23 protein-coding genes are annotated in these 24,497 nt (G+C 65.1%); 10 read left to right on the top strand and 13 right to left on the bottom strand.

The window, feature by feature from the left end; translation table 11 throughout:
* Positions 1–17: 17 nt before the first annotated feature.
* On the top strand, positions 18–860 hold the full coding sequence (locus CH283_RS20070; protein WP_068050638.1) for a DUF3710 domain-containing protein: 843 nt from the start codon (positions 18–20) through the stop codon (positions 858–860).
* Here CH283_RS20070 and CH283_RS20065 read toward each other — a convergent pair.
* A complete protein-coding gene (locus tag CH283_RS20065) occupies positions 842–1,564 on the bottom strand; it encodes an alpha/beta fold hydrolase (RefSeq protein ID WP_255183273.1) in 723 nt (240 codons plus the stop codon). The two genes, CH283_RS20070 and CH283_RS20065, sit on opposite strands and share 19 nt — an antisense overlap.
* Before the next feature lie 122 nt (positions 1,565–1,686).
* Between CH283_RS20065 and CH283_RS20060 the strand changes: the two genes are divergently transcribed.
* Positions 1,687–2,064: an OB-fold nucleic acid binding domain-containing protein gene (locus CH283_RS20060; RefSeq protein ID WP_068050637.1), complete on the top strand. Its 378-nt coding sequence runs from the start codon at positions 1,687–1,689 to the stop codon at positions 2,062–2,064.
* Positions 2,065–2,185: 121 nt separating this feature from the next.
* Positions 2,186–2,839, top strand: coding sequence for a DUF3159 domain-containing protein (locus CH283_RS20055; protein WP_068050641.1), 654 nt, complete (start codon positions 2,186–2,188; stop codon positions 2,837–2,839).
* Here CH283_RS20055 and CH283_RS20050 read toward each other — a convergent pair.
* Together CH283_RS20050 and CH283_RS20045 are read right to left on the bottom strand one after the other, a co-directional pair.
* Positions 2,813–3,472 (bottom strand): potassium channel family protein, encoded by a 660-nt coding sequence (locus CH283_RS20050; protein WP_068050636.1) that lies wholly within the window; start codon positions 3,470–3,472, stop codon positions 2,813–2,815. The two genes, CH283_RS20055 and CH283_RS20050, sit on opposite strands and share 27 nt — an antisense overlap.
* Before the next feature lie 49 nt (positions 3,473–3,521).
* Complete coding sequence (locus CH283_RS20045; protein ID WP_037190085.1) at positions 3,522–4,187, bottom strand: potassium channel family protein; 666 nt, start codon at positions 4,185–4,187, stop codon at positions 3,522–3,524.
* A gap of 176 nt (positions 4,188–4,363) precedes the next feature.
* Here CH283_RS20045 and CH283_RS20040 point away from each other — a divergent pair, with 176 nt between their 5' ends.
* Together CH283_RS20040 and CH283_RS20035 are read left to right on the top strand one after the other, a co-directional pair.
* On the top strand, positions 4,364–6,361 hold the full coding sequence (locus CH283_RS20040; RefSeq protein WP_094642019.1) for an APC family permease: 1,998 nt from the start codon (positions 4,364–4,366) through the stop codon (positions 6,359–6,361).
* Positions 6,358–7,629 carry a class I SAM-dependent RNA methyltransferase gene (locus tag CH283_RS20035; protein WP_094642017.1) on the top strand — a complete coding sequence of 424 codons (1,272 nt, stop codon included), beginning with the start codon at positions 6,358–6,360 and terminating at the stop codon, positions 7,627–7,629. Before CH283_RS20040 ends, CH283_RS20035 begins: the two co-directional genes overlap by 4 nt.
* Before the next feature lie 13 nt (positions 7,630–7,642).
* Here CH283_RS20035 and CH283_RS28405 read toward each other — a convergent pair whose 3' ends face one another.
* Positions 7,643–7,804 (bottom strand): hypothetical protein, encoded by a 162-nt coding sequence (locus tag CH283_RS28405; RefSeq protein WP_176460468.1) that lies wholly within the window; start codon positions 7,802–7,804, stop codon positions 7,643–7,645.
* 25 nt (positions 7,805–7,829) lie between these two features.
* Here CH283_RS28405 and CH283_RS20030 point away from each other — a divergent pair, with 25 nt between their 5' ends.
* Complete coding sequence (locus tag CH283_RS20030) at positions 7,830–8,351, top strand: CGNR zinc finger domain-containing protein (RefSeq protein ID WP_176460467.1); 522 nt, start codon at positions 7,830–7,832, stop codon at positions 8,349–8,351.
* Between the two features lie 24 nt (positions 8,352–8,375).
* Here CH283_RS20030 and CH283_RS20025 read toward each other — a convergent pair whose 3' ends face one another.
* Both CH283_RS20025 and CH283_RS20020 read right to left on the bottom strand, forming a co-directional pair.
* Positions 8,376–9,215 carry an ABC transporter permease gene (locus tag CH283_RS20025; protein ID WP_068050632.1) on the bottom strand — a complete coding sequence of 280 codons (840 nt, stop codon included), beginning with the start codon at positions 9,213–9,215 and terminating at the stop codon, positions 8,376–8,378.
* Positions 9,212–10,246, bottom strand: coding sequence for an ATP-binding cassette domain-containing protein (locus tag CH283_RS20020; protein ID WP_094642015.1), 1,035 nt, complete (start codon positions 10,244–10,246; stop codon positions 9,212–9,214). The genes CH283_RS20025 and CH283_RS20020 overlap by 4 nt, the downstream gene beginning before the upstream one ends.
* Positions 10,247–10,427: 181 nt before the next feature.
* Between CH283_RS20020 and CH283_RS20015 the strand changes: the two genes are divergently transcribed.
* Together CH283_RS20015 and CH283_RS20010 are read left to right on the top strand one after the other, a co-directional pair.
* The gene (locus tag CH283_RS20015; protein WP_094642013.1) at positions 10,428–11,183 is read left to right on the top strand and encodes a sigma-70 family RNA polymerase sigma factor; all 756 of its coding nucleotides are present in this window, start codon (positions 10,428–10,430) and stop codon (positions 11,181–11,183) included.
* Positions 11,180–11,938, top strand: a complete 759-nt coding sequence (locus CH283_RS20010) for an anti-sigma factor (protein WP_094642011.1) — start codon at positions 11,180–11,182, stop codon at positions 11,936–11,938. The genes CH283_RS20015 and CH283_RS20010 overlap by 4 nt, the downstream gene beginning before the upstream one ends.
* Positions 11,939–11,980: 42 nt before the next feature.
* Here CH283_RS20010 and glsA read toward each other — a convergent pair whose 3' ends face one another.
* Positions 11,981–13,807 (bottom strand): glutaminase A, encoded by a 1,827-nt coding sequence (gene glsA, locus CH283_RS20005; protein ID WP_094642009.1) that lies wholly within the window; start codon positions 13,805–13,807, stop codon positions 11,981–11,983.
* Between the two features lie 179 nt (positions 13,808–13,986).
* Between glsA and dxs the strand changes: the two genes are divergently transcribed.
* Positions 13,987–15,867, top strand: coding sequence for a 1-deoxy-D-xylulose-5-phosphate synthase (gene dxs, locus CH283_RS20000; RefSeq protein ID WP_094642007.1), 1,881 nt, complete (start codon positions 13,987–13,989; stop codon positions 15,865–15,867).
* A 214-nt stretch (positions 15,868–16,081) separates the two neighbouring features.
* Positions 16,082–17,449: a glycosyltransferase 87 family protein gene (locus tag CH283_RS19995; protein ID WP_094642005.1), complete on the top strand. Its 1,368-nt coding sequence runs from the start codon at positions 16,082–16,084 to the stop codon at positions 17,447–17,449.
* Here the strand turns inward: CH283_RS19995 and CH283_RS19990 are convergent.
* From CH283_RS19990 to CH283_RS19965, 6 genes are all read right to left on the bottom strand, one after another.
* A complete protein-coding gene (locus CH283_RS19990) occupies positions 17,419–17,688 on the bottom strand; it encodes a YciI family protein (protein WP_094642003.1) in 270 nt (89 codons plus the stop codon). The two genes, CH283_RS19995 and CH283_RS19990, sit on opposite strands and share 31 nt — an antisense overlap.
* A gap of 1 nt (position 17,689) precedes the next feature.
* Positions 17,690–19,087, bottom strand: a complete 1,398-nt coding sequence (locus CH283_RS19985) for a sugar porter family MFS transporter (protein ID WP_094642001.1) — start codon at positions 19,085–19,087, stop codon at positions 17,690–17,692.
* Positions 19,088–19,309: 222 nt separating this feature from the next.
* A complete protein-coding gene (locus CH283_RS19980) occupies positions 19,310–20,056 on the bottom strand; it encodes an SDR family oxidoreductase (protein ID WP_094641999.1) in 747 nt (248 codons plus the stop codon).
* Positions 20,057–20,149: 93 nt separating this feature from the next.
* Positions 20,150–21,010: an RNA polymerase sigma factor SigJ gene (gene sigJ, locus CH283_RS19975; protein WP_068050624.1), complete on the bottom strand. Its 861-nt coding sequence runs from the start codon at positions 21,008–21,010 to the stop codon at positions 20,150–20,152.
* Positions 21,011–21,107: 97 nt separating this feature from the next.
* Positions 21,108–23,213, bottom strand: a complete 2,106-nt coding sequence (locus CH283_RS19970; protein WP_094641997.1) for a 3-hydroxyacyl-CoA dehydrogenase NAD-binding domain-containing protein — start codon at positions 23,211–23,213, stop codon at positions 21,108–21,110.
* Complete coding sequence (locus CH283_RS19965; protein ID WP_068050622.1) at positions 23,210–24,436, bottom strand: thiolase family protein; 1,227 nt, start codon at positions 24,434–24,436, stop codon at positions 23,210–23,212. Before CH283_RS19965 ends, CH283_RS19970 begins: the two co-directional genes overlap by 4 nt.
* Positions 24,437–24,497: the final 61 nt, after the last annotated feature.

Below are 24,497 nucleotides of genomic sequence, written 5' to 3'. Positions count from 1 at the left end.
GAAGAAGAGAGCTGAACATGTTCGGACGGCGTAAGAAGAACGACGCCGGCAGTGCCTCCGCGCCCGGTGCGGAGCCATTCGTCGACAGCGTCGAAGACGAAGACGACGGTGTCGAGGCCGCGGACACGACCGCAGACGGGCCCCACGATCTCGAGGACCTCGACGACGATCGCGAGACCGTCGCCAAGACGCGACTCGACCTCGGCTCGGTGCTGATTCCGCTGCCGGAGGGCGGTCAACTCCAGGTCGAGATGTCGCAGGCCGGTAGCCCGCAGGCAGTGCACATCGTGACGCAGTTCGGGCGCATCACCATCGCTGCCTACGCGGCACCCAAATCGCCCGGTCAGTGGCGCGAGGTGGCAGCCGATCTGGCGTCGTCTCTGCGCAACGACAAGGCCGAGACGACAGTCGAGACGGGTCCGTGGGGACGCGAACTCCTCGGTGTCACGGCCAACGCCGACCTGCGCTTCATCGGAGTCGACGGCTATCGCTGGATGGTCCGCTGCGTGCTGGCGGGTCCGTCGGGTGCGGTGGGCGAGGGCCAACCGCTCGTGCGGCTGGCGCACACGATCCTTCGGCAGACCGTGGTGGATCGGGGTACCGAGCCGCATCCCGTTCGGACCCCGTTGCCGGTGGTGTTGCCGCAGGTACTGGCCGAGCAACTTGCTGCAGCCGCGCAGCAGCAGGCGGCAGCTCAGCAGAACGCTGCGCAACAGGCCGCGCAGCCCCAGGCCGCGGTACCCACCGCAGAACCTGTTGTGCCGCAGCAGGATTCGACGCCGCAGCCGACCGCCGCCGAGCGTGACCGCGCGCCGCGTCGGGGCGCGTCGGGATCGGCGATTCAGCAGCTGGGCGGCTGAGCCTGCGGACCGTCGAGACCGTCGACCGCCGCTCGGCCGAGGCATCCCGGGTCGCGTCCGATGTCGTCCAGGGTCACGGTACGCAGCGCGCAGTTCGGTAGCGCCCGCGCCCACTGTCGAGCCACCTCGATCGGATGGACCGCGTCGTCCACTGCTCCCACGACGATGGCAGGCAGCTCCAGCCGAGCGAGCTCGTGGAGTTCGGGGCTGCGGTGCCGAGCCGCCTCGTCCAGCGCGTCCGGAAGCGCGGGCCACTGGGCAGCCCATGACCTCCGCAGCGTGCGCGCGAGCCACGGCGGGCTCGACGCGGCCATTGCCGCGGTGACGGTGTCGAGCCCCTGTTCACGCAGGGATCGAGCGGTGAACTCCGCGCTCAGGGCCGCGGGGGAGCCTGCCGGGTCTCCGGTCCACGCCGGGAGCGCGAGTGCAACAGCCGCAGTGTTCGATGCGTTGGCCGCGGCCCAGCGAACCGCTACCGCGGCCCCGAGGGATATCCCCGCGATCACGACGCGTCCGTGTCGGTGCGCGGCGTCGTCGAGGGCGGTCAGGTAGCTCTCGACCACCGCGGCCGGGTCGGGTTCGACCGCGATGGTGGTCAATCCCACACTCTCGAATGCGGCCGAGAACGCGTCGGCGGCGAACCGGGCATCGGACCCCGTTCCCGGTAGAACGATCGCAGTGCGGGTGTCGAATCGGCTGTGCACGACACGATTGTGCACGCCTTCCGACACCTCCGTAGCGGCGGTTGGTCAGCGTGACACTTGGGGTCTACAGTGGCGAAGTACCCACCCTGACGAGGGAACGACCCCCACCGCTGGAGCGCACAATGGCACCCGCTGCCGCAGGATACTTTCGCCGCCTGACGCGGAAGTTGACAGAGGACATCGATCAACTCGATGCCGAGGAGATGGCCGAAACCTCCGAAGCCTCCGGGGCTCGGCGAGCGTGCGACTGCTTGCGAGGCGAGGAAGTGACCATGCTCGGTCGGTTGCGCAGCGTCGAAGCCTGTTCGAAGGCGGCCAATGCGAACATCGAAGCCGAGTTCTTCGACGGCACCGACACGGTGACGCTGCTCTGGATCGGGCGCCGCAAGATCGCCGGTATCGAACCCGGCAAGACTCTGCTCGTGCGCGGACGTGTCGGCGAACGCGACGGACGCAAGATCGTCTACAACCCCTATTACGAACTGCGCGACGACAGCTGATCGTCGCCGGTATGGCACTCTCGTTGTCGTGACCAACAGTGACGATTCCGTGCCGCCCACGCCGACATCGAACACGCCGGAACTCACAACCGACGCGTCGAACACGGACCGCGTCGAGAAGGTGGCTCCCACCGTCCTCGAACAGCTCGGCGGCCTGAGCGGGCTCGTCTACTCCACCTTGCCCGTCGTCGTCTTCGTTCCTGTGAACAGCTACGTCAACCTGTCGGTCGCCCTCTGGTCCGCTCTGGGAGTTGCCGCCGCGGTGTTGGTGTGGCGGTTGGTTCGTCGCAGCCCCATTCAACCCGCCATCTCGGGATTCTTCGGAGTCGGGATCTGCGCGTTCATCGCATACCGGACGGGAGATGCCAAGGGCTACTTCCTGTTCGGCATCTACACTTCGCTCGCCTACGGTGCGGCTTTCGTGTTGTCGGTGCTCGCGCGCTGGCCGTTGGTCGGCATCATCTGGGGATACCTCAACGGCAAGGGAACGTCGTGGCGTGGCCACCGGTCGGCTGTGCGCTACTACGACGTGGCCACCATCGCCTGGGCATCGGTGTTCGGCGCTCGATACATCGTTCAGTCGCAGCTCTACGACTCCGACCAGACGGGCTGGCTCGCCGTTGCCCGCATCGGCATGGGCTGGCCGCTGACAGGGGTGGCGCTGTTGGTCACGCTCTGGGCCGTGCGTGCTGCCGATCGCGCGCTCGACGCTGCGTCGAGCGCGGACCGCAGTCGGGATCGGCTGTCGTCAGATCAGGCCGACAGCGGAGCGTAGTTCGTTCTCCACCTCTTTGGCCGCGACGAACAGCAGCTCGTCGCCGCCCTCGAGCGGATCGTCGTGCTGTGGAACGATCACTCGACCGCCGCGCAGAATCGTCACCAACGCTGCGTCCCTGGGCAATTGGAGCTTGCGGACCGGCTTGCCGGCCAGGGGGGTGTTCTCCGGCAGCGTGATCTCGACGAGGTTCGCCTGACCCTTGCGGAACGTCATCAGGTGGACGAGGTCGCCTACCGACACGGCTTCTTCGACCAGGGACGCGAGCATTCGCGGCGTCGAGACTGCGACGTCGACGCCCCAGGCGGCATCGAACAGCCATTCGTTGCGTGGATCGTTGACCCGGGCCACCACGCGATTGACGCCGAACTCGGTCTTGGCCAGCAGGCTGAGCACCAGGTTCGCCTTGTCGTCACCGGTGGCAGCGATCACCACGTCGTAATTCTCGAGGTGGGCGGCTTCGAGCAGACTCAACTCGCACGCGTCGGCCAGCACCCATTCCGCTTCCGGGATGGCGGCCTGATCGACGTGGTCGAGTTTGCGTTCGAGGAGCATCACATCGTGTTCGCTGCGGATCAACTCGCGTGCGATGGATCGGCCGACTGCGCCGGCTCCGGCGATAGCGACTTTCATGGCTTCCCGTTCGGGTCGATGGGGGAGGTGGGGAATGTGCGCGCGTGCATCAGTCGTCCGAGGGCGGCGGATTGCCCGCCAGTGCAATGGCTTCGGCGACGGTTCCCGAGACAGCGGCGACGTACACCTCGTCACCGGCTTGGATCACGGTTCGTTTGTCCGGTAGCAGTCCGCTGCCGAAACGGATGACGAACGCGGCCCGCGAGTTGGTGGCTTCCTCGAGTACCGAGAGCTTCTTGCCGATCCAGGCGTCGTGGAAGTCGAGCAGGACGACGGCGACGCTGCCCGACGGATCGCGCCACTTGGTGGTGGGGTCGTCGCGCAGCAGGTTGTGCAGAAAACGATCGGTGGCCCAGGGGACGGTGGCGACGGTCGGGATGCCGAGGCGTTCGTAGACGGCGGCGCGCTTGGCGTCGTAGATCCTCGCGACCACTTTGTCGACGCCGAACGTCTCTCGTGCGACGCGGGCGGAGATGATGTTGGAGTTGTCGCCGGACGACACGGCCGCGAAGGCCTCGGCCTTCTCGATTCCCGCGCTCACCAACACATCTCGGTCGAACCCCATGCCGACGACGCGATGGCCGGCGAAGTCGGGGTCCAGACGCAGAAAGGCTGTTTCGTCGCGGTCGATGATCGCTACCTCGTGTCCGATGCGTTCGAGCGCCCCGGCCAGCGATGCGCCGACGCGGCCACATCCCATCACAACTACGTACAACGCCCAGCTCCGTCCCGATCTCGATGGTCGACCACTGCCGACCGACACTGCCATGACCGGCAGGCGTGCACCAACGTATCGGGGGATCGGCCACCGTACGGATCGAGGGTGCGCTCCGACGCAGTTTCGGGCGCGTGGTTGAGACGACCGTAGGAGGACGGCCTACGCTTCTGTGCGTGTCCAAGGTCTCGACTGCCGCCAAGCGGCTAGTGCTCGGTAAGCCGTTCCGCAGCGACAAGCTCGGTCATACGTTGCTTCCCAAGCGGATCGCGTTGCCGGTGTTCGCCTCGGACGCCATGTCGTCGGTTGCGTATGCACCCGAGGAGATCTTTCTGGTGCTGTCTGTCGCGGGCATCTCGGCAGTCGCGTTCACCCCGTGGATCGGTCTCGCCGTCTGCGTGGTGATGGCCGTCGTCGTGGCCAGCTACCGACAGAACGTGCATGCCTATCCCTCCGGTGGTGGCGACTACGAGGTCGCGACCACCAACCTTGGCCCCGCAGCCGGATTGACGGTCGGCAGCGCACTGCTGGTCGACTACGTGTTGACCGTGGCCGTGTCCATCTCGGCGGCCGCGTCGAACATCGGGTCTGCGGTGCCGTTCGTGGCCCAGCACAAGGTGCTGTTCGCTGTCGTGGCCATCGTCCTGGTCACCTCCGTCAATCTTCGTGGCATCCGGGAGTCCGGAACTGCGTTCGCCATCCCGACGTACGCCTTCATGGGTGGCATGGTCCTGATGCTGGGGTGGGGCCTGTTCCGTGTCTACGTTCTCGGCGACGACATCCATGCCGAATCGGCAGCCTTCGATCTGCGGGCCGAGGATTCGCACCTGTACGGCATCGCGTTCGCATTCCTCATCGCGCGAGCGTTCTCGTCCGGTTGTGCGGCACTGACCGGGGTGGAGGCGATCAGCAACGGGGTACCGGCATTCGAGAAGCCGAAGTCGCGCAATGCCGCGACGACGCTGCTGCTGCTCGGAGTCATCGGGATCACACTGCTGATGGGCATCATCCTGCTCGCGCAGAAGATCGGCATCAAATACGCGATGGATCCCGAAGACCAACTCGTCGGAGCGCCGGAGGGCTACCAACAGAAGACGCTCATCGCTCAGTTGGCGGAGGCGGTCTTCAGCGGATTCCCCATCGGGTTCTTCTTCATCACCACCGTCACGGCCCTCATCCTCGTTCTTGCGGCCAACACTGCGTTCAACGGATTCCCGGTGCTCGGTTCGGTGCTGGCACAGGATCGGTATCTGCCGCGCCAGCTGCACACTCGCGGTGACCGCTTGGCCTTCAGCAACGGCATCCTCTTCCTGTCCGGTGCCGCGATCGCCTTCGTCGTCGTGTTCGGCGCCGAGGTCACCAAACTCATTCAGCTCTACATCGTCGGTGTGTTCGTCTCGTTCACCCTCAGTCAGACCGGCATGGTTCGGCACTGGACGCGGCTGTTGGCCACCGAGACCGATCCCGAGCAACGCCGGCGCATGCAGCGCTCGCGGGTGGTCAACGGGGTCGGTCTCGGCATGACCGGAACGGTGCTGGTCATCGTGTTGATCACCAAGTTCGCCGCCGGTGCGTGGATCGCGATCGTGGCGATGGTGGCGATCTTCGTCCTGATGCGCATGATCAGAAAGCACTACGACACCGTGGCCCGTGAACTCGAGAACGAGGAATGGGACGGAGTGCTGCCCAGCCGGACGCACTCGATCGTGTTGGTCTCGAAGCTGCACATGCCGACCCTGCGCGCGTTGGCGTACGCCAGGGCGACCAGGCCCGACACACTCGAGGCGGTGACCGTCAACGTCGACGAAGCCGACACGCGCGCGCTGGTCAGGGAGTGGGAGGCGAGTGACGTCACGGTGCCGCTCAAGGTCGTCGAGTCGCCGTACCGAGAGGTCACCAAACCGGTTCTCGATTACGTCAAGCGAGTTCGCCGCGATTCGCCTCGGGACGTCGTCACGGTCTTCATTCCCGAGTACGTGGTCGGTCACTGGTGGGAGCAGGTTCTGCACAATCAGAGCGCGCTGCGACTGAAATCCCGACTGCTGTTCCAGCCTGGCGTGATGGTCACCAGCGTGCCGTGGCAGCTTCGGTCGTCCGAGAAGGCCAAGCGTGAGGTGCTCGGCAATGCGCCCGGTGCGTCGCGTCGCGGCTACGAGCCTCCGGCCGGCAAGTGAGCGAGAGTTGGTTCGGGCTCCTGCTCGAGGTCGAATTGGGCGCGCCAGGGCACGGCGGGTTCTGTGTGGCCCGCCACGACGGCCGGGTGATGTTCGTGCGTCACGGATTGCCCGGTGAACGGGTCCTGGCCAAGGTGACCGAGGACCGGGGCGGATCGTTCTGTCGCGCCGATGCCGTGGAGATTCTGTCTGCCTCTCCGGACCGGGTGGACGCGCGCTGTCCCATCTCCGGACCCGGCGGCTCGGGCTGTTGCGATTACTCCCACGCGAGTGCCGATGCCGGACGGCGACTGAAGTCCTTCGTCGTCGCCGAACAACTTCGCCGCGTCGCCGGAATCGAGCGTGAGGTGCACGTCGAGGAACTACCGGGGTCCGGCGACGGCACCGGGTGGCGAACCCGTGTGCGACTCGCCGTCGATTCCGGCGGACGGCCCGGCTATCACCGCTATCGCAGTAGCTCGATCGTCACCGAACTGACGTGTCCGCAAATGGATTCCGCGGCCTTCGAGGGTCTGGCGGATCAGCAATGGCGGCCGGGTGCCGAGCTGCAGGTGGTGCTCGACGGGGAAGGTGAGCGGCACGTGGTGGAGATCGCGCCCGCGCAGCTCTCGCCCACCGGACGCCGATCGCCGGGGCGTCGTGGCGCGGCCGCGCGTCGGGCTGCGTCGTCGCGGTCCCGGCCGGAGAAGGCCGTGATCGGATCGGGTCGGGTCACCGAACAAGTCTCGAACAGGGCGTGGACCCTCGACGCCACCGGATTCTGGCAGGCCCACCGCGGCGCGCCGCAGGTGTACACCGATGTGGTGGGCGACTGGGCGGACGCCACAGCCGGTGACGGTGCGTGGGATCTGTACGGCGGTGTCGGTGTGTTCGCCGCCGCGCTGGCCGATCGGGTGGGTCCGAGCGGCCGAGTCACCAGCGTCGAATTCTCCCGTCGCGCCGCCGAGGACGGCCGTTCGGCGCTGCAGGATCTACCGCAGGTCTCGTTCGTGCCGGGTCGGGTCGAGCGGTCGTTCGAGACGTTGACCGAGCCGGTGGCGGTTGCGGTGCTCGATCCACCCCGGGCTGGTGCCGGACGGGACGTGATCGACGCCCTCGCCGTCAAATCTCCGCGTTCGGTGGTGCACATCGGATGTGATCCGGCCTCGTTCGCACGGGATGTGAGCTTGTATCGAGCTGCGGGATACGAACTGGTCGACATGCGCGCGTTCGACGCCTTTCCTTCGACCAGCCACGTCGAATGCATCGGCCGTTTCGTTCGTCGGTGAGGGCGGCGACCGATCAGGCCCGGTACGCAACTTCGGCGACCGAGGCGAAGGTGTGCGTGGGAACGATCACGATGCGCTGTGCGCCGCAGGTGCACCCCTGATATCCGACGAGTCCCTCGCTCGTGTCGTGGGTGGAGTGAGTGGTCCAGGTGTGTGTGGTGTGTTCGGTGTGCATGCGTCCATCGTGATGTAATGGTCTTGTGCACATCAACCCTTACGGCGAATATGCGGTGAAACTCGGCATCGACCTGCTCAATTCACCGCCCACGTCGGCGACCGAACTGGGCAACCGCTGCGTCGACGCCGGCCTAGTACCGGACTGGACAGCAACCGACGCCGATCTTCTCGACACCCTCGAGTTCCTGCGTGACTGGGCCCGTGTGGTGGACGCAACCACCGAGAACGACCGGGCCGACGAGCTCAATGCGCTGTTGGCACAGGCGTCGGCGTACCCGCGGCTGACCAACCATGCCGACGACGGCTGGCACATGCACTATCGCGATCCCAACATCGAACTCGGCGGCGTCATCAGGGCCTTGGTCAGCGTCGGCACAGCGTTGCATCTGACCGGACGCGGAATGTCTCGCCTCGATCGCTGCGCCGCCGCCGACTGCACGCTCGCGTTCGCCGACACCTCGAGGACAGGCAGGCAACGCTACTGCGGAACGGTGTGCTCCAATCGCGACGCGGTCCGCAGGCATCGAGCACGCGCAGCCTCGTGATCGAGGCGATGCGCACCGTGTGCGCTAGGACTTTCGGTTGTACAAGCGCATCGTGATGGGCCCGAACACCGCCAGCAACACCGCGCACAGCATCAGCGTCACTCCCAGCCGACCGGTGTCCACATCGCCCTGCATCAGTCCGCGCAGTGACGTGACGAGGAAGCTGACCGGGTTGACGTCGACGAACGCGCGCAGCCAACCGGGCATCGTGCTGGGGTCGACGAAGATGTTGCTCGCGAAGGTGAGCGGAAACAGGATGAACATCGACACGCCCATGACCGCGGCCTCGGTGCGCACGATCATCGCGATCATGGTCCAGATCCAGGACAGGCAGAACGAGAACACCAGCAGCAGAGCGATGGACGCCACGACGCCGAGGACACCACCTTGCGGCCTGAAGCCGAGGACCAACCCGAGGATCAGCACGATCACCGAGGCCAGTGTGTAGCGAACGACGTCACCGAGCAGCGCACCGACCAGGGGCGACGGACGCCAGATGGGCAGCGAACGGAATCGATCGAACACGCCCTTCTCGATGTCCTTGTTCATGGTCACGCCGGTGTACATCGTGATCATCACCACGGTCTGCACGAGGATGCCGGGGAGCAGGAACTGGATGTACGCCTCGGTCGACCCGGCCAGTGCGCCACCGAACAGGTAGGTGAAGAGCAACGTGAACATGATGGGAAAGGCCGTCACGTCGAACAATTGCTCGGGTACGTGCTTGATCTTGAGCAGCGCACGCCACCCGAAGCTCAACGACGTCGACAACGACGACGGACGCGGCGGACGAGGCCCGGCGGCACCGAGCACGTCGATGATGGTCGACGCCTGTGGCGTCGACTGCTGAGCTTCGGTCGTCATGACGCAACCTCCCGGTCGGATTCGACTGTGGTGCCGGCCTGATAGGTCGTTCCTGCAGGCTCCACTCCCGCCCCTCGGGTCGTTCCTGCAGGCTCCACTCCCGCCCCATGCCCGGTGAGGGCGAGAAACACCTCGTCCAAGCTCGGTTGCCCCAGCGTGAACGACGCGATGGGAATGCCTGCAGTGTCGAGTGCAGGCAGCACGGGCGCGGCCTGTGCCGGATTGTCCAACCGTGCGGTCACGGTGAACGGATCCGGGTCCTCGGTGACGTTGTCGCCGAGCAGATCTCGCAGGATCCGTGCAGCGGCCGTTCGCTGGGACGTTTCGAGAACTCGCAGGTGCAGTGAATTCGATCCCACCGATGCCTTCAGCTCGCCCGTCGTCCCTTCGGCGATGACCTTGCCTCGATCGATGACTGCGACACGCCCGGCCAGTTGATCGGCCTCGTCCAGATACTGTGTCGTCAGTAACACCGTCGTTCCGCCTGCGACCAACGCACGGACGATCTCCCACACGTGGTTTCGGCTGCGAGGGTCGAGTCCCGTGGTGGGCTCGTCGAGGAAGATCAGTTCGGGAGTGACGATGATGCTGGCGGCGATGTCGATGCGACGGCGCATGCCGCCGGAGTAGGTCTTGACCTGCCGCGGTCCGGCATCGGCGATGTCGAACGCCGTCAGCAACTGCTCGGCTCGTGATCGGGCGGCAGGCCGTGAGTAGCCGAGCAGTCGAGCGAGCAGCACCAGATTCTCCGTACCGGTGAGATCCTCGTCCAGGGAAGCGAATTGTCCTGTCAGAGCTACCTTCTGCCGTACGGCCTCCGGTTCGTTCGCGACGTCGTGGCCCAGGACCCGGGCGTTGCCTCCGTCGATCGGAAGCAGGGTGGCCAGCATCCGGATGGTCGTCGTCTTGCCTGCGCCGTTGGGCCCGAGCACGCCGTAGACACCACCGGACGGGATGGATAGGTCGACTCCGTCGACAGCGATGTTCGTGCCGAAACGTTTGACCAGACCGTGTGTCTCGATCGCCGCCATGTCTCTCGTTCCCTCCGGTGGGCCGGTCGCCCGATTCCCCGCGATTGTCCGATTCTCCACCAAGGATGAAACGCGGTCCACAACTCCGCAAACGAATTTCGGTTCCGAACCATCCTCCGGTCGGTTTGTTCCGAATATGTACTGCGGCGGGAAAACGCGGAGGTTTCGATATGAGAGCGATATGACCACTAGTGTCGTGATCGATGAACTCGATCATGAACCCGTCTGTTGGGACGACCTTCCGATGAGCGCGCCGTTGTCGGATGCGTCCGGATCGTCGGATGCCGGCCGTGACCGGCCGACGTCCGATGCCTCGGAGAACTACGCGGCAGAGGATGCGGTGTGCGCTGTTCCCAGTCCACAGCTCAAGAACCTGCGTGCCGACGAAACGGATCGTCTCCGTCGGTTGATGGCGTCGGTCGCACAGGGCGATCGGGCGGCGTTCGCCGAGTTGTACGACGCGACGTCGTCGCGGGTGTACGGCATGGTGCTGCGGGTGCTTCGCGACCCGGGGTACAGCGAGGAGACCGCACAGGAGGTCTTCCTTCAGATCTGGCGTGCGGCACCGAACTACGACCCGAACCAGGGCAGTCCACTGGCCTGGATCATGACGCTGGCGCACCGTCGTGCCGTCGATCGCGTTCGGAGCGAGCAGTCGGGTACCGACCGTGAGGCCGCGTACGGCGCAGTCAGTCACACACCGGAGCACGACGAGGTACTCGAGACGGTGACGCAGCGGCTCGAATCCGAGGCCGTGGTTGCCTGTCTCGATACTTTGACCGATACGCAGAGCGAGTCGGTCCGAATGGCTTATTACAGCGGTTACACCTATCGCGAAGTTGCGGAGCGGCTCGGGGTCGCGGTTCCTACCATCAAGTCGCGCATACGAGACGGATTGATCAAATTGAAGACATGCCTGGGGGTGATCCCGCAATGAACGAATCGTCACGACAACGACTGCTCGACGACGCGGTGGTCTATGCCCTGCACGCGACCACCGAAGCCGAACGACGCGACATCGAGACCGAACGGCTGCGCGTCGACGAGACCGCACGCGCCCAGTTCGACGTCCTCGTGGGCGAGATCCACGAGACGCTGGCCTTGGCAGCGGCGGCCGACGCCGCTCCTGCACCCGAGCGCCTCCGGCAACGGGTGCTCGATCAGGTCGCCGTCAGCGATCAGGAGCCCACGGTCCACAAGCTGCCACCGAACGTCACGCCACTGCACCGGCATCGGCGGGAACGCTCGAAGGCCTGGCGGTACTCGATGGTCTCGGCTGCGGCCGCGGTGGTCGTCGCCGTCGGCGGCGTAGTGGTGGTCAGCCAGACCATGGGCAACGATGCGCAGCCGACTCAGGCGGATCAGATCGTGGCCGCGCCCGATTCACGACAGGTGACGGCGGAGTTCCCCGGTGGCGGCTCGGCGACCGTGGCGTACTCGCTGTCCCAGAACGCGGTAGTCGTCGATCTCGACGGAGTCCCGCAGCCACCACCCGGCCGCGTCTACCAAATGTGGTTCGTGGACGGTTCACCTCGCTCTGCCGGCGTGGTGACCGAGGATCAGCTCACCTCCGAGGACGGCACGGTGGTCGACGGTCTCGGGTCGTCGACGAACTTCGCGTTCTCGCTCGAACCCGCGGGCGGGTCTGCGCAGCCCACCGAGGTGCTCACGATGCTGACGCTGGGTGCCTGAGAACAGCACACGCACAGTCGCCTCGGGCGGTTCGACGTTCGGTCAGAGGCCGATGTCGAACCGCCCGAGCGTTCTGATCACCGCTGCCATCTGGCCGTAGGCTCCGGTGGCGAGATTTTCCAGCAGCGCCAACTTGACCTCCGGTGCGTCGCGTGTAAGAGCCCGGAAGTGCGCCGCCGACACCACCACGAGATCGACCGGTGTGTCGGCGACCATGTCGAGCAGGAACGGTACCGACATCAGCAGAGGCATCTCACCGAAGCTCATCCCGGGGGAGAGTGTGGTGATGCGGTGCTTGCCACCGTCGGCGGCGACGGCCGTGGACGTCACCTCACCACGCAGCATCAGGAACAGGCCCGCAGCCGCATCTCCCTGGCGAACGATCACATCTCCGCGCGCGTAGTGCCGCTTCTCCAGATACGGAGTCACCGCGTCGAACTGCGCGGCGGACAGCCCGGCCAGCAACGGATGCTCGGCCGTGGTGACCACGGTCGGTTGTCGCACACCCGCGCAATGACGATCGAGCAATAGATTCTCGGCCCACTGGATGGCCGCACCCAGGCTCGAGTAGGTTCGGCCCGCGGGGTCCGCCGGGTCGAGACTCGACGTCGTGTGACCCATGATCGCCCTGGGATCCACCAGACCCACCACACAGCCGTGCTCCGCGAGATCCTGACGTAGATCCTCGAACATCGTCCGGGCGATGTCACTGACCTCGTCGACGCCGCGCACATCGATGACGAGGGCATCGAGTTCCCGATCGAGGTCGCCGATCTCACGGACGGCAGTCTCGGCACCGGAGAACAGTAGATCCCCGTGCAGTTCGTACACGCGGGCGCGATCGCCCACGGCAGCCAAGGTGGCCTGTTCCACGTCCGATCGCCGTTTGCGTGAGGGTGCCTCGGTGACCACGTATCGGCGCCGGATCGAGGATTTCGCCGCTCGGGTGACGTGCAGGAAGTGCAGTTCGAGTCGTGTCGAGAGTTCTCGGCAGGCGGCGACTCCACGCACGCTGTTCCCGTGCGAGTCGAGCCGCGGGGAGTAGACGGCGATGCCCATCTGCCCCGGAAGTACCGCCAGGATCCCGCCTCCCACCCCACTCTTGGCCGGCAGGCCGACCCTCGCGACCCAGTCGCCTGCGCCGTCGTACATCCCACACGTGGTCATGACCGACAGCACTCGTTCGACCAGTGCAGGTGCCAATGCGCGTTCACGCGTGCGTGGATTGACGCCGTTGTTGGCCATCGTTGCCGCCATCATGGCGAGGTCCGCGGCGGTGACGTCGATCGAGCACTGGCGGAAGTACAGATCGACAGCGGCGTCAGGATCGTGGTCGATGATGTCGAACGAACGGAGCATGTACCCGATTGCGCGGTTGCGATTACCGGTGCGGGCCTCCGACCGGTAGACGGCGTCGTTGAACGTCAGAGACCGTCCCGCATACCGCGAGTACGAGGCTCGAATGCGCTCGAATCGATCCTCGGCACTTCGCCCGACGATCAGCGACGCCGACGTGATGGCACCTGCGTTGATCATCGGGTTGCGTGGTCGCTCGGTGACGGGGTCGAGACTGATCTCGTTGAACGGTTCACCGGACGGCTCGACGTCGATCTTGCGCGCCACGGCGTCCAGGCCCCGGTCGGCCAACGCCAACGCGTAGGTGAACGGCTTGGAGATCGATTGGATCGTGAGGGGGAGTCGAGTGTCGCCGACCTCGTAGACGTAACCGTCCGTGGTCGTCAGCGCGATACCGAACCCGTCCGGCGCGACGGCAGCGAGCTCGGGAATGTAGTCCGCCACCTGCCCGGACGTATCGTCGCGGCACAGTTCGTGAACTCGGCGCAGGATGGCATCGACCACGTTGCTCATAGGCCACACTGTATGTGTGATGTCCGTTTCGTCACTGCCCAGGTTAGGGGCGGCTGACCCAGGGCATCTCCACGTTCGACGGTACTGTCGGCGTCACGATGCTGGGCGGAGCAGCAGTGCTCGATAACTCCGTAGACTGAAATTTCCATTGTGTTTTCCGGCCGGAGGGAGCGATCTCGTTGGGTGTCCTAGCTCGAATTCAGACGCCCGAGGACTTGCGCGACCTCGGCAGTGCGGAGCTGGCCGAACTGGCCCGCGAGATCCGTGCGTTCCTCGTCGAGAAGGTGTCCGCTACCGGCGGCCACCTCGGTCCCAATCTCGGCGTGGTAGAACTGACACTGGCGATTCATCGCATCTTCGACTCCCCGCGCGATCCCGTCATCTTCGACACCGGTCATCAGGCATACGTGCACAAGATGCTGACCGGGCGCACCGGTCTGTTCGACACGCTCCGTAAGCAGGGCGGCCTGTCGGGCTACCCGTCACGGGTCGAGAGCGAACACGACTGGGTCGAGTCCTCGCACGCGTCGGCCTCTCTCTCCTACGCCGACGGCCTGGCCAAAGCGTTTGCCCTGAAGGGCGAGACCGACCGCCACGTCGTCGCCGTGGTCGGCGACGGTGCCCTGACCGGCGGAATGTGTTGGGAGGCCCTCAACAACATCGCCGCAGGCCGCGACCGATCCCTGGTGATCGTCGTCAACGACAACGGTCGCTCCTATGCCCCGACCATCGGGGGCCTGGCCGATCATTTGGCGGCCCTGCGGCTCCAGCCCGGGTACGAGAAGGTGCTGGACAACGGTCGTCGTATCGTTCGTCGCATTCCGATCGTCGGGCCCACGGCCTACGCGATGTTGCACGGCATGAAGGCCGGGGTGAAGGACGCCATCAGCCCGCAGGTGATGTTCACCGATCTCGGTATCAAATACCTGGGGCCTGTCGACGGCCACGACCAGCACGCGATGGAATCGGCATTGCGCCGAGCCAAGGCATACGGCGGTCCGGTCATCGTCCACGCGGTGACGCGCAAAGGCATGGGCTACGTGCACGCCGAGAACGACGTCGCAGACCAGATGCACGCCACCGGGATCATCGATCCGTTGACCGGACTGGCGCGATCCAAGTCGGCACCGGACTGGACCTCGGTGTTCTCGGCGGCATTGATCGAGCAGGGTGAGCAGAACGAGGACGTCGTGGCGATCACCGCAGCGATGGCCGCGCCCACCGGTCTCGCCGCGTTCGGAGTGCGGTTCCCCGACCGATTGTTCGACGTCGGAATCGCCGAGCAGCACGCGATGACGTCGGCTGCCGGGCTGGCGCTGGGCGGCATGCATCCGGTGGTCGCGATCTACTCCACCTTCCTCAATCGAGCGTTCGACCAGCTGCTGATGGACGTGGCGCTGCTCGGACTGCCGGTCACCGTGGTGCTGGACCGCGCCGGTGTCACCGGGGCCGACGGTGCCAGCCACAACGGCATGTGGGACATGTCTCTGCTCGGCATCGTCCCCGGCATGAAGGTGGCGGCACCGCGCGATGCCGAGACTCTGCGAGAAGAGTTGGCCGAGGCGATCGCCACGTCCGACGGACCCACTGCCCTGCGCTTTCCGAAGGGCGCAGTGACCGAGACGGTACCGGCAGTACGCAGACTGGACGGAATCGTCGACGTACTGAGCGAGCCGTCGGGTGCCACGGGCGATGTGCTGATTGTGGCCGTCGGAGTGTTCGGTCCGCTGGCCGTGCACGCCGCGGAGAAACTCCGACAGGACGGCGTCTCGGCGGCCGTCGTCGACCCCAGATGGGTGCTGCCCATCCCGCAGGCGCTGCTGAAATTGGCGGAGGACTACCGGATGGTGGTCACCCTCGAAGACAGTGGCCTGCACGGTGGTATCGGTTCGACTCTGTCCGCGGCTCTTCGCGCGGCAGGTGTCGACACCCCGTGTCGCGATCTCGGTGTGCCACAACGATTCCTGGACCATGCATCGCGCGAGCAGCTTCACCACGAACTCGGTCTCACCTGCGAGGACGTCGTGCAGCGGGTTTCGCACTGGGTCAAGAGCCTCTGACGCCGGCTTCTCGCCGGACGTCGACGCCGTAGAACGCGCGGCGTCCGGTCACCGCGCCCGCGACTGCCATCGGTACCGTCATCACGAGTGAGAAGAGCACCGACGGTTCCCACCGTTGCGTTGCCGAGTGACGATAATTTTCTTTGCGAATATGTGACCTGTGTGACTGGTGTGTCGTTGCTGGACAAACCGGGACGACTGGCATGTTTTGTCCATGACCCTCGTCTTCGACGGCAGAACCGACGTCTCGGACAGCCGAATCGATCCGGCTCTCGGCGACGGTGACTCCGACTGGGCTGCCGTCGAACCCGTGGATTGCACTCCTGCTCTGGATTCCCGGAACGACGGGGTGGAGCGACGGCATTCGCGGTGGTTCGTGGCGATGTCGGCAGTGATCGGTGTGGTGGCATTCGCTGCTCACGATCGTTTGCTGTCGTTCGACTCGTTGTACGGATTGTTCGGCAACGGTGTCGACGCTCTCGTCTACCGGCACGGCGGCGCAACCGTGCTCAGTGGCGAAGGGCTGTACTCGTTCTCGTTGTTCGGCACGCTGCCGTTCACGTATCCGCCGTTCGCCGCGGTGCTGTTCGCGCCTCTGGGCTTGCTGTCCGATACCGCCACCGGATTGCTGGTGAACATATCCAACGTCGTGTTGCTCTACGGAGTGGTCTATCTCAGCTGGCGTCGACTCGGTTACGAGAACAGCACGCGGACCAAGGTGGTGAGTGTGGCTCTTGCAGTGGGCTGCTCGTGGCTCGAGCCGGTGCGCATGTCGCTGTGGTTGGGCCAGATCAATCTGCTGTTGCTCGCCTTGGTGCTGTGGGATCTCGGTCGGCCCGAGGGCAGTAGGTTCCGAGGGTTCGGTGTCGGAATTGCGGCCGGTCTGAAGCTGACCCCGGGCCTGTTCGTCGTCATGTCGATCGTGCAGAAGCAGTGGCGAACGGCATGGACCGCGGCCGTCACCGGTCTTGTCACGGTGCTGATCGGGTTCGTGGTCGTGTTTTCCGACGCGTGGCGCTATTGGACCTCCGCGATCCTCGCCTCGGACCGAGTGGGGTCGACCACGTCTCCCGCGAATCAGTCGGTTCGGGGGATGGTGGCGCGGGCGTGGGGAACCGAGCATCCGCCTGTGTTCGTGTGGTTGCCGGTGGCGGTGGTCGTCCTTGCCGCAGGCATGTGGGTGTCGTATCGAGCTCACCGGGCGGGTAGAACACTGCTGGCGATGACGCTGTGCGGTCTCACGGCCCCGATGGTCTCGCCGTTCTCCTGGGGCCATCACTGGGTGTGGTGCGTTCCGCTGCTGGTGATCGGACTCGACGCGTGTTCGCGGTCGAGCACACGACACCGCATCCTCCGTGTTCTCGGAGTGCTCGCCGCGACTGCGCCTTTCGTGGCCTGGTATCGCACTCAGGCCGATGTGGTGGTGATCGGCACGTTCATGCAGTCCGTATCGCCGATTCTCGACGGAGGACTGCGGAACGCGTATTGCGTTGTCTACGTGATCGTTCTGGCGGTAGCGGCGACAGGATTGCGCAAGGACTCGACGATCCGTTACGTCCCGGCGGCCAATTCTTCGATCTGAACGCGATCTATCAGATGGGCCAGGGCGAAGGGGTCGTGTGCGAACATCCGCTCCACACTTGCTTTGTCGGTGCCTTCGACGATCATCGTGGCACCACTGTGATCGGCGAGCGGGCTCGACGATCGGAGGATCTTGCGGCGCTCGAGTTCTCGCAACCAGGCGCGGTGATCGGTGCGGTGATCGTCACGGCCCGAGGAGGTCTCGGGGGTGTACGCGTATTCGACGACGAACATCGGCATGTCAGATCTCCATGTCCTCGAGCTCCATTCCTTTGGTTTCCTTGATCTTGTACTTGACGAAGAAGAAGGACACGATCGCGAAGAACGCAAAGAACGAATAGATGAATCCGAGTCCGATGGTGTCGGACAACGGCGGAAACGCGAGTGTGATGGCGAAGTTGGCAATCCAGTTCGCGGCAGTACTGATACCGAGTGCGACTGCTCGCATTCGGTTGGGGAACATCTCTCCGAGCATCACCCACATGATCGGGCCCCAGGTTGCGGCGAAGAACACGACGAAAAGGTTGGCACCGACGAGAGCCACAGGGCCCCAGGGCGATGGCAATTCGAGTTGGTCCCCGCTACCCACTGCCTGGCTGAACGAGACGGCCGCGAGTACGAGGCCGACGAACATTCCGATCGAGCCGATCATGAGCAGATTTCGTCGGCCGAATCGGTCGACGAACAAGATGGCGACGAATGTCATCGTGACATTGATGACCGAAGTGATGACCGAGGTGACGAACGATTGATTCTCGCTGAAGCCGACGGACTTCCACAGAGTCGTCGAATAGTAAAAGATCGCGTTGATTCCGACGAACTGCTGCAGGATCGCCATGGTGATACCGACCCAGACGATCGGGTGCAGCCCGAACTTCGGTCCACGGATATCGGCGAAGGATGATTTCGATTCCCGACGCAAGGTCAGTCGGATCTGTTTCACCCTCTCGTTCGGGTTCACCTCCCCGGTGATGTCTCCCAGAATGCGGGCCGCTTCCTCGTCGAGATGTTTTCCGACGAGGTATCGGGGCGACTCGGGAATCAGCGTGGCGAGAAAGCCGTAGACGAGTGCTGGTGCGACGCCGACGAGGAACATCCATCGCCAGGCCTCGAGTCCGAACCACAGGTCGTTCGACGGCCCACCTGCCGCGTTCTGCAGCACCGCGTCCGACAGCAGAGCAGCGAAGATTCCGATGGTGATGGCCAGCTGCTGCAGCGAGGCCAATCCACCTCGATAGCGGGCCGGGGCTATTTCCGAGATGTATGCGGGCGCAATCACCGATGCGATGCCGATGCCCAGGCCGCCGAGTACACGCCAGAGCATGAGATCCGGGACGCTGAACGCGAATCCGGATCCCACCGACGAGATGGTGAACAGTGCGGAACCGAGCAGCATCACCTTCTTTCGGCCCCAGCTGTCGGCGAGCCGGCCGGCGAACCAGGCACCGACCGCACAACCGAGAAGTGCGATGGCCACTGCGAAGCCGGTGACGAACGACGACAGTGCGAAGTTCTCCTGAATGGAGTCCACCGCGCCGTTGACGACGGACGAATCGAACCCGAACAGGAAGCCGCCGACAGCGGCGGCAATCGTGACTCCGATGACTTTGGCAGTGTGCCGATCGGTGGATTGCGTCATCACGTGACCCAGCTTTCGAGGTGAACCAGCATCCTTGGTGGTCGATCGCCATCATCGTCCTCGCACCGACGGAATGGGAGCGAAATCGACTCGATATTCGTGGCGTACAGGAATCGGCTCACCGAAAAAGGTGAATTGTCCGATATTTCGTCTGTCGAACTCGAAGTTGTGGACGGAAAACTGCCGAAAGTCGTCCACAGCTTCGAGTTCGGCGGCAGATGGCTAGCGCGCCTGGGCGGCCGACCATTGATCGAAGGTCTGGAGACCGTGATCCGACTCGGTCGTGGTGACCAGCGTTCCGTCTCGCATCGCGCGACCGTACGCGCCGGGAATCGGGACCTCGAGCACCAGGCCGCGAGCACCAATTGCCCGTGCGTAGCGCCGCACCATCTCGGCCATGCGTTCCTCACGTGGTCCACCGAGATCGGCGACCCGACCTGCCGGGGACCGCTCCGCGAGGTCGATCAGTCGTTCGGCGACCTCGCGGGCCGCGATCGGTTGCGAGACCATCTTCGGGATGATGCTCACCGGACCGAACGACGCCTGCGCGCGGATCTGGCCGGCGAACTCGTGGAACTGAGTGGCTCGAAGAATCGTCCAGGGCACTGCTCCAGCACGAACGACGCTCTCCTGCTCCACCTTTCCGGCGTAGTAGCCGTGCGGCGCCTTGTCTATCCCCACGATCGACAGCGCCAGGTGATGGCCGACACTGGCCGCACTCTCCGCCTCGAGCAGGTTTCGCGTGACGGCGGCGAAGAACGCCGTCGACTCTTTCGCCGAGACCGTCCGCGTCGACGCGACGTCCACGACCGCCTCGACTCCGGACAGGGCGTCGGACAGTCCTGCCCCGGTGACGAGATCCACACCCGCAGATCGCGACAGAACGACCACGTCGTGGCCGCGTTCACGCGCAACCTCGACCACGTGCACTCCGACTGTTCCGGTTCCCCCGGCTACGGCTAGCTTCATCGCGTATCCACCTGTTTCTCGAGAGTTGATCGGACCGCGTGTGGCGGGCCTCTACTCTCTGACGACACAGCCGCGACGAATGTATGGCGTGCATCAGACCCAACGCCGGAGTTTGTCCGGATTGAGCACGATCCAGACGCTCGAGACCACGCCGTCGGCGACGTCGAACCCGATGACGCCGAACACCGCGCTGCCGCGCCGCATCACGATGCCCGACAGGCCGTTGACGGGTTCGATGGACCACTCGAGGTCGGTCGACTTGGCGGTGATGCCGCGAACGAACCGAGCGACTCGATCGGATCCGAGGACGGCGTTGCGGGCCGCGGAGACGTGGCCGCCGCCGTCACTGACGAGGGCGACGTCGGGCGCGAGCACCGAGACGAGGGATGCGAGATCTCCGCCTGCCGAGGCCGACGCGAAAGCCCGCACGACGCGGTCGTGGTCGATGGGGTCGGCGACGGAGCGGTGACGGGAATGCACGTGAGCTCGTGCGGCAGAGGCGAGTTGGCGGCAGGCGGCCGGTGATCGATCCAGGACGGTGGCGATCTCGTCGAACGGAACGGCGAACGCGTCGTGTAGTACGAAGGCGACTCGCTGCGCCGGACCGAGTGACTCGAGCACGACGAGCAGCGCGAGGGTCACCGAATCCTGTTGCACTACTCGGTCGGCCGGGTCCATCGTGGTCGCGTCGCGGGAATCGACGCCGGGGACAGGTTCCGGCAACCACTGACCGACGTAGTTCTCGCGTCGAGCGCGAGCGGAACTCAGTACGTCGAGGCAGATGCGGCCTACCACTCGGGTGAGCCACGCCGCTGGGACGTCGATGGCGTCGCGTTCGGCGTCGGTGAGTCGGTACCAGCGAACGAGAGCCTCGGAGGCGGCGTCTTCGGCGTCGCTGTAGGAACCCAGCATGCGGTAGCCGATTCCGATCAACCGACTGCGTTCGCTGTTCATCGGATCAGACCTTATCTCGACACGAAAAAGCCGAGTTCGAGGTTGTGGACGAAAATGCGGAGAAATCCGTCCACAACCTCGAACTCGGCGGGCAGTGCTAGACGCTGGCGACGCCCGGTGCGAGGAAGCGCTGACCGGTGGCGGCCTCGGAAGCCCCACTACGGTCCAGGTACGGAGTGATGCCGCCGTTCCAGAAGCCGAATCCGCCGCCGAGGAGCAGGCAGAGGTCGATGTCCTCGGCTGCAGCCACGACGCCCTCGTCGAGCATGATCTTGATCTCGTCGGCGATCGCGTTGCGGGTGCGCTCGAGCACCTGCTCGGCGGTCGACGGCGAATCGCCCTGCGGCCACAGTGCGGCGACCTCGGGATCGACGACCTGGCCCTCGGGTCCGTAGGTCCACACACCCGGCTTCTTCGCCTCGACGAGAGCGCGGAACCCGGCGGAGTCCTTGAACCGCTCCGGGTATGCCTCGGCCAGGGTTTCGGCGGTGTGCAGAGCGACGGCCGGTCCGACGAGTGCCAGCAACGTCAGCGGACTCATCGGCATGCCGAGTTCGCCCACAGCGCCGTCGGCGACATCGAACGGGGTGCCCTCGTCGATGGCGCTGATGATCTCGTTCGACGCGCGAGTGACGAGACGGTTGAAGACGAATCCGGGGAGATCCGCCGACAGTACGGCCGACTTCTTGAGGGTCTTGGCCGTCGCGAATGCCGTTGCGAGAGTGGCATCGTCGGTCCTCTCACCCTTGACGACCTCGAGCAGTGGCAGGACTGCGACGGGGTTGAAGAAGTGGAAGCCCACCACGCGCTCGGGGTGCTTCAGGTCTGCCGCCATCTTGGTGATCGACAGCGAGGACGTGTTGGTCGCGAGGATCGTTTCGGCAGAGACGAATTCCTCGACCTCGGCGAACACCTTCTTCTTCACGTCCAGGTTCTCGAACACGGCCTCGATGACGAAATCCGTGTTCGCGAACGCGGACTTGTCGATCGAGCCGGACACCAACGCCTTCAACCGATTTGCGGCATCGGGGGACAGGCGCTTCTTGCCGAGCAGCTTGTCGATCTCGCCGTGGACGTAGCCGACGCCCTTGTCGATGCGCTCCTGATCGATGTCGGTGAGGATCACCGGCACCTTCAGCTGCCGAACGAACAGCAGTGCGAGCTGGCTGGCCATCAGGCCGGCACCGACGATTCCGACGCCGGAGATCTTGCGCGCCAGCGATTTGTCGGGTGCACCGGCGGGACGCTTGGCGCGCTTCTGCACCAAGTCGAAGGCATACAGCCCGGCCCGGAGCTCGTCCTTGACCAACAACGTGGACAGGGCCTCGTCCTCGGCCGCGAAGGCCTTGTCGAGTGAAGCAGAGTCGGTGATGTCGGTGCTCTTGGCGAGTTCGAGCAGCTCCACCGCGGCGACGGGGCCGGGGGCGAAGTTGTTGGTCTTGCCCGCGACGATGCCCTTGGCGCGGGCGATGGCGTCGTCCCAGGCCTGCCCGCGGTCGATCTCGGGACGGGCAGGGGTGATCTCGCCCTTGACGACCTGAGCAGCCCACGCGAGGGACTGCTCGAGGAAGTCGGCTCCGCCGAAGAGGGCGTCGGCGATGCCGAGGTCGAGTGCCTGCTGCGGCTTGAGGACGCGGTTCTGGTTCAGTGCGTTCTCGATGACGACGGTGACCGCGTTCGAGGCTCCGATGATGTTGGGCAGCAACTGAGTTCCACCCCATCCCGGTACCAGGCCGAGGAAGGCCTCGGGAAGACCGAGTGCGGCAGCGTTCTCCGCGACGGTCCGATAGTGCGAGTGCAGTCCCACTTCGAGGCCACCACCGAGTGCGGCACCGTTGATGAAGGCGAACGTCGGAACGGTCGACTCGCGCAGGCGTCGGAAGACCTTGTGACCGAGCTGTCCGATCTGCAGCGCCTCGTCCTTGGTCTTGATGTTCGGCACACCGTTGAGGTCGGCACCGACGGCGAAGATGAACGGCTTACCGGTGACGGCGATGGCCACCGGGTTCGCTGCGAATGCCTCGTCGAGGGCGGCGTCGAACTTGGCCAGTCCACCGGGACCGAAGGTCGACGGCTTGGTGTGATCGAAGCCGTTGTCCAAGGTCACCAGGGCGATGGAGCCGTCGAGCCCCGGTACGGAGACAAGCTTCGTGAACGCGTTCGTGACTACCTCGTCGCTGAACGCTGTGGTGATGTCGCTCATGCCTTCGCTCCTGAATAGTCAGCGTGGTTGGGGTTCTCCCAGATGACGGTGCCGCCCATGCCGAGACCGATGCACATGGTCGTCAAGCCGTAGCGGACGTCGGGCTGCTGAGCGAACTGGCGGCTCAGCTGCGTCATCAGGCGAACACCCGAGGATGCGAGGGGGTGGCCACACGCGATGGCACCGCCCCACTGGTTGACGCGCGGATCGTCGTCGGCGATGCCGTAGTGCTCGAGGAACGCGAGGACCTGGATGGCAAAGGCCTCGTTGATCTCGAACAGGCCGATGTCGTCGATGCTCAATCCGGTTCGGCCGAGCAACTTCTCGGTCGCGGGGACCGGTCCGATGCCCATGACGGCGGGATCGACGCCGGCGAAGCTGAAGCCGACCATGCGCATACCGATGTTCAGGCCGAGTTCGTGCGCGGTGTCCTCGCCGGCGAGGATCGCGGCGGTGGCACCGTCGTTCAGTCCTGCGGCGTTGCCTGCGGTGACGCGACCGGCGGGACGGAACGGCGTCTTGAGCTTGGCGAGGTCTTCGACGGTGGTTCCGGGGCGAGGCGGCTCGTCCTCGGTGGCCAGGCCCCATCCTGCGGCGGACTTGGTGGCGACGGGCACGAGAGTGTCGGCGATGAAGCCGGCCTTCTTGGCCGCGTCGTACTTGTTCTGGCTGGCGACGGCGTACGCGTCGGTGCGGTCCTTGGTGATGCTCGGGAACCGGTCGTGCAGATTCTCGGCGGTGTTGCCCATCACCAGCGCGCTGGGATCGACAAGCTTGTCGGCGAGGAAACGCGGGTTGGGGTCGACGCCCTCACCCATCGGGTGGCGGCCCATGTGCTCGACGCCACCTGCGATCACGACGTCGTACTGGCCGAAGCCGATGCCCGACCCGGTGGTGGTCACCGAGGTCATCGCGCCCGCGCACATGCGGTCGATCGCGAAGCCGGGGACGCTGCGGGGGAGTCCGGCGAGCAGCGCGGACGTACGGCCGATGGTCAGACCCTGGTCACCGGTCTGCGTGGTCGCGGCGATCGCGACCTCGTCGATGCGCTCGGGAGGGAGATTGGGGTTCTTGCGAAGGAGTTCGCGGATTGCCTTGACGACGAGGTCGTCTGCGCGAGTGTCGGCGTACATGCCCTTGGGGCCTGCTTTGCCGAACGGGGTACGGATGCCGTCGACGAAGACAACATTCCTCTGTGAGCTGGTGGACGCGGGTACAGACACGCTTTTCGATCCTCCCGACAGATGCGGACGACTCGCCCGGGTGCCCGGACGCGACCCCTAC

This window comes from Rhodococcus sp. 05-2254-2, from assembly GCF_002259095.1.
Lineage (GTDB): Bacteria > Actinomycetota > Actinomycetes > Mycobacteriales > Mycobacteriaceae > Rhodococcoides.
Note: the sequence above shows the minus strand (reverse complement) of the source record. Positions and strands in the feature narration are given on the sequence as shown.

Excerpts from the sequence above, each read along its gene's own strand:
- CH283_RS20010 (WP_094642011.1), top strand. The coding sequence starts at position 11,180 with ATGAACGAATCGTCACGACAACGACTGCTCGACGACGCGGTGGTCTAT.
- CH283_RS28405 (WP_176460468.1), bottom strand. The coding sequence starts at position 7,804 with ATGCACACCGAACACACCACACACACCTGGACCACTCACTCCACCCAC.
- CH283_RS19985 (WP_094642001.1), bottom strand. The coding sequence starts at position 19,087 with ATGACGCAATCCACCGATCGGCACACTGCCAAAGTCATCGGAGTCACG.
- CH283_RS20050 (WP_068050636.1), bottom strand. The coding sequence starts at position 3,472 with ATGAAAGTCGCTATCGCCGGAGCCGGCGCAGTCGGCCGATCCATCGCA.
- CH283_RS19990 (WP_094642003.1), bottom strand. The coding sequence starts at position 17,688 with ATGCCGATGTTCGTCGTCGAATACGCGTACACCCCCGAGACCTCCTCG.
- CH283_RS20015 (WP_094642013.1), top strand. The coding sequence starts at position 10,428 with ATGACCACTAGTGTCGTGATCGATGAACTCGATCATGAACCCGTCTGT.
- sigJ (WP_068050624.1), bottom strand. The coding sequence starts at position 21,010 with ATGAACAGCGAACGCAGTCGGTTGATCGGAATCGGCTACCGCATGCTG.
- glsA (WP_094642009.1), bottom strand. The coding sequence starts at position 13,807 with ATGAGCAACGTGGTCGATGCCATCCTGCGCCGAGTTCACGAACTGTGC.
- CH283_RS19970 (WP_094641997.1), bottom strand. The coding sequence starts at position 23,213 with ATGAGCGACATCACCACAGCGTTCAGCGACGAGGTAGTCACGAACGCG.
- CH283_RS19995 (WP_094642005.1), top strand. The coding sequence starts at position 16,082 with ATGACCCTCGTCTTCGACGGCAGAACCGACGTCTCGGACAGCCGAATC.
- CH283_RS20020 (WP_094642015.1), bottom strand. The coding sequence starts at position 10,246 with ATGGCGGCGATCGAGACACACGGTCTGGTCAAACGTTTCGGCACGAAC.
- CH283_RS20060 (WP_068050637.1), top strand. The coding sequence starts at position 1,687 with ATGGCACCCGCTGCCGCAGGATACTTTCGCCGCCTGACGCGGAAGTTG.
- CH283_RS20025 (WP_068050632.1), bottom strand. The coding sequence starts at position 9,215 with ATGACGACCGAAGCTCAGCAGTCGACGCCACAGGCGTCGACCATCATC.
- CH283_RS19980 (WP_094641999.1), bottom strand. The coding sequence starts at position 20,056 with ATGAAGCTAGCCGTAGCCGGGGGAACCGGAACAGTCGGAGTGCACGTG.
- CH283_RS20070 (WP_068050638.1), top strand. The coding sequence starts at position 18 with ATGTTCGGACGGCGTAAGAAGAACGACGCCGGCAGTGCCTCCGCGCCC.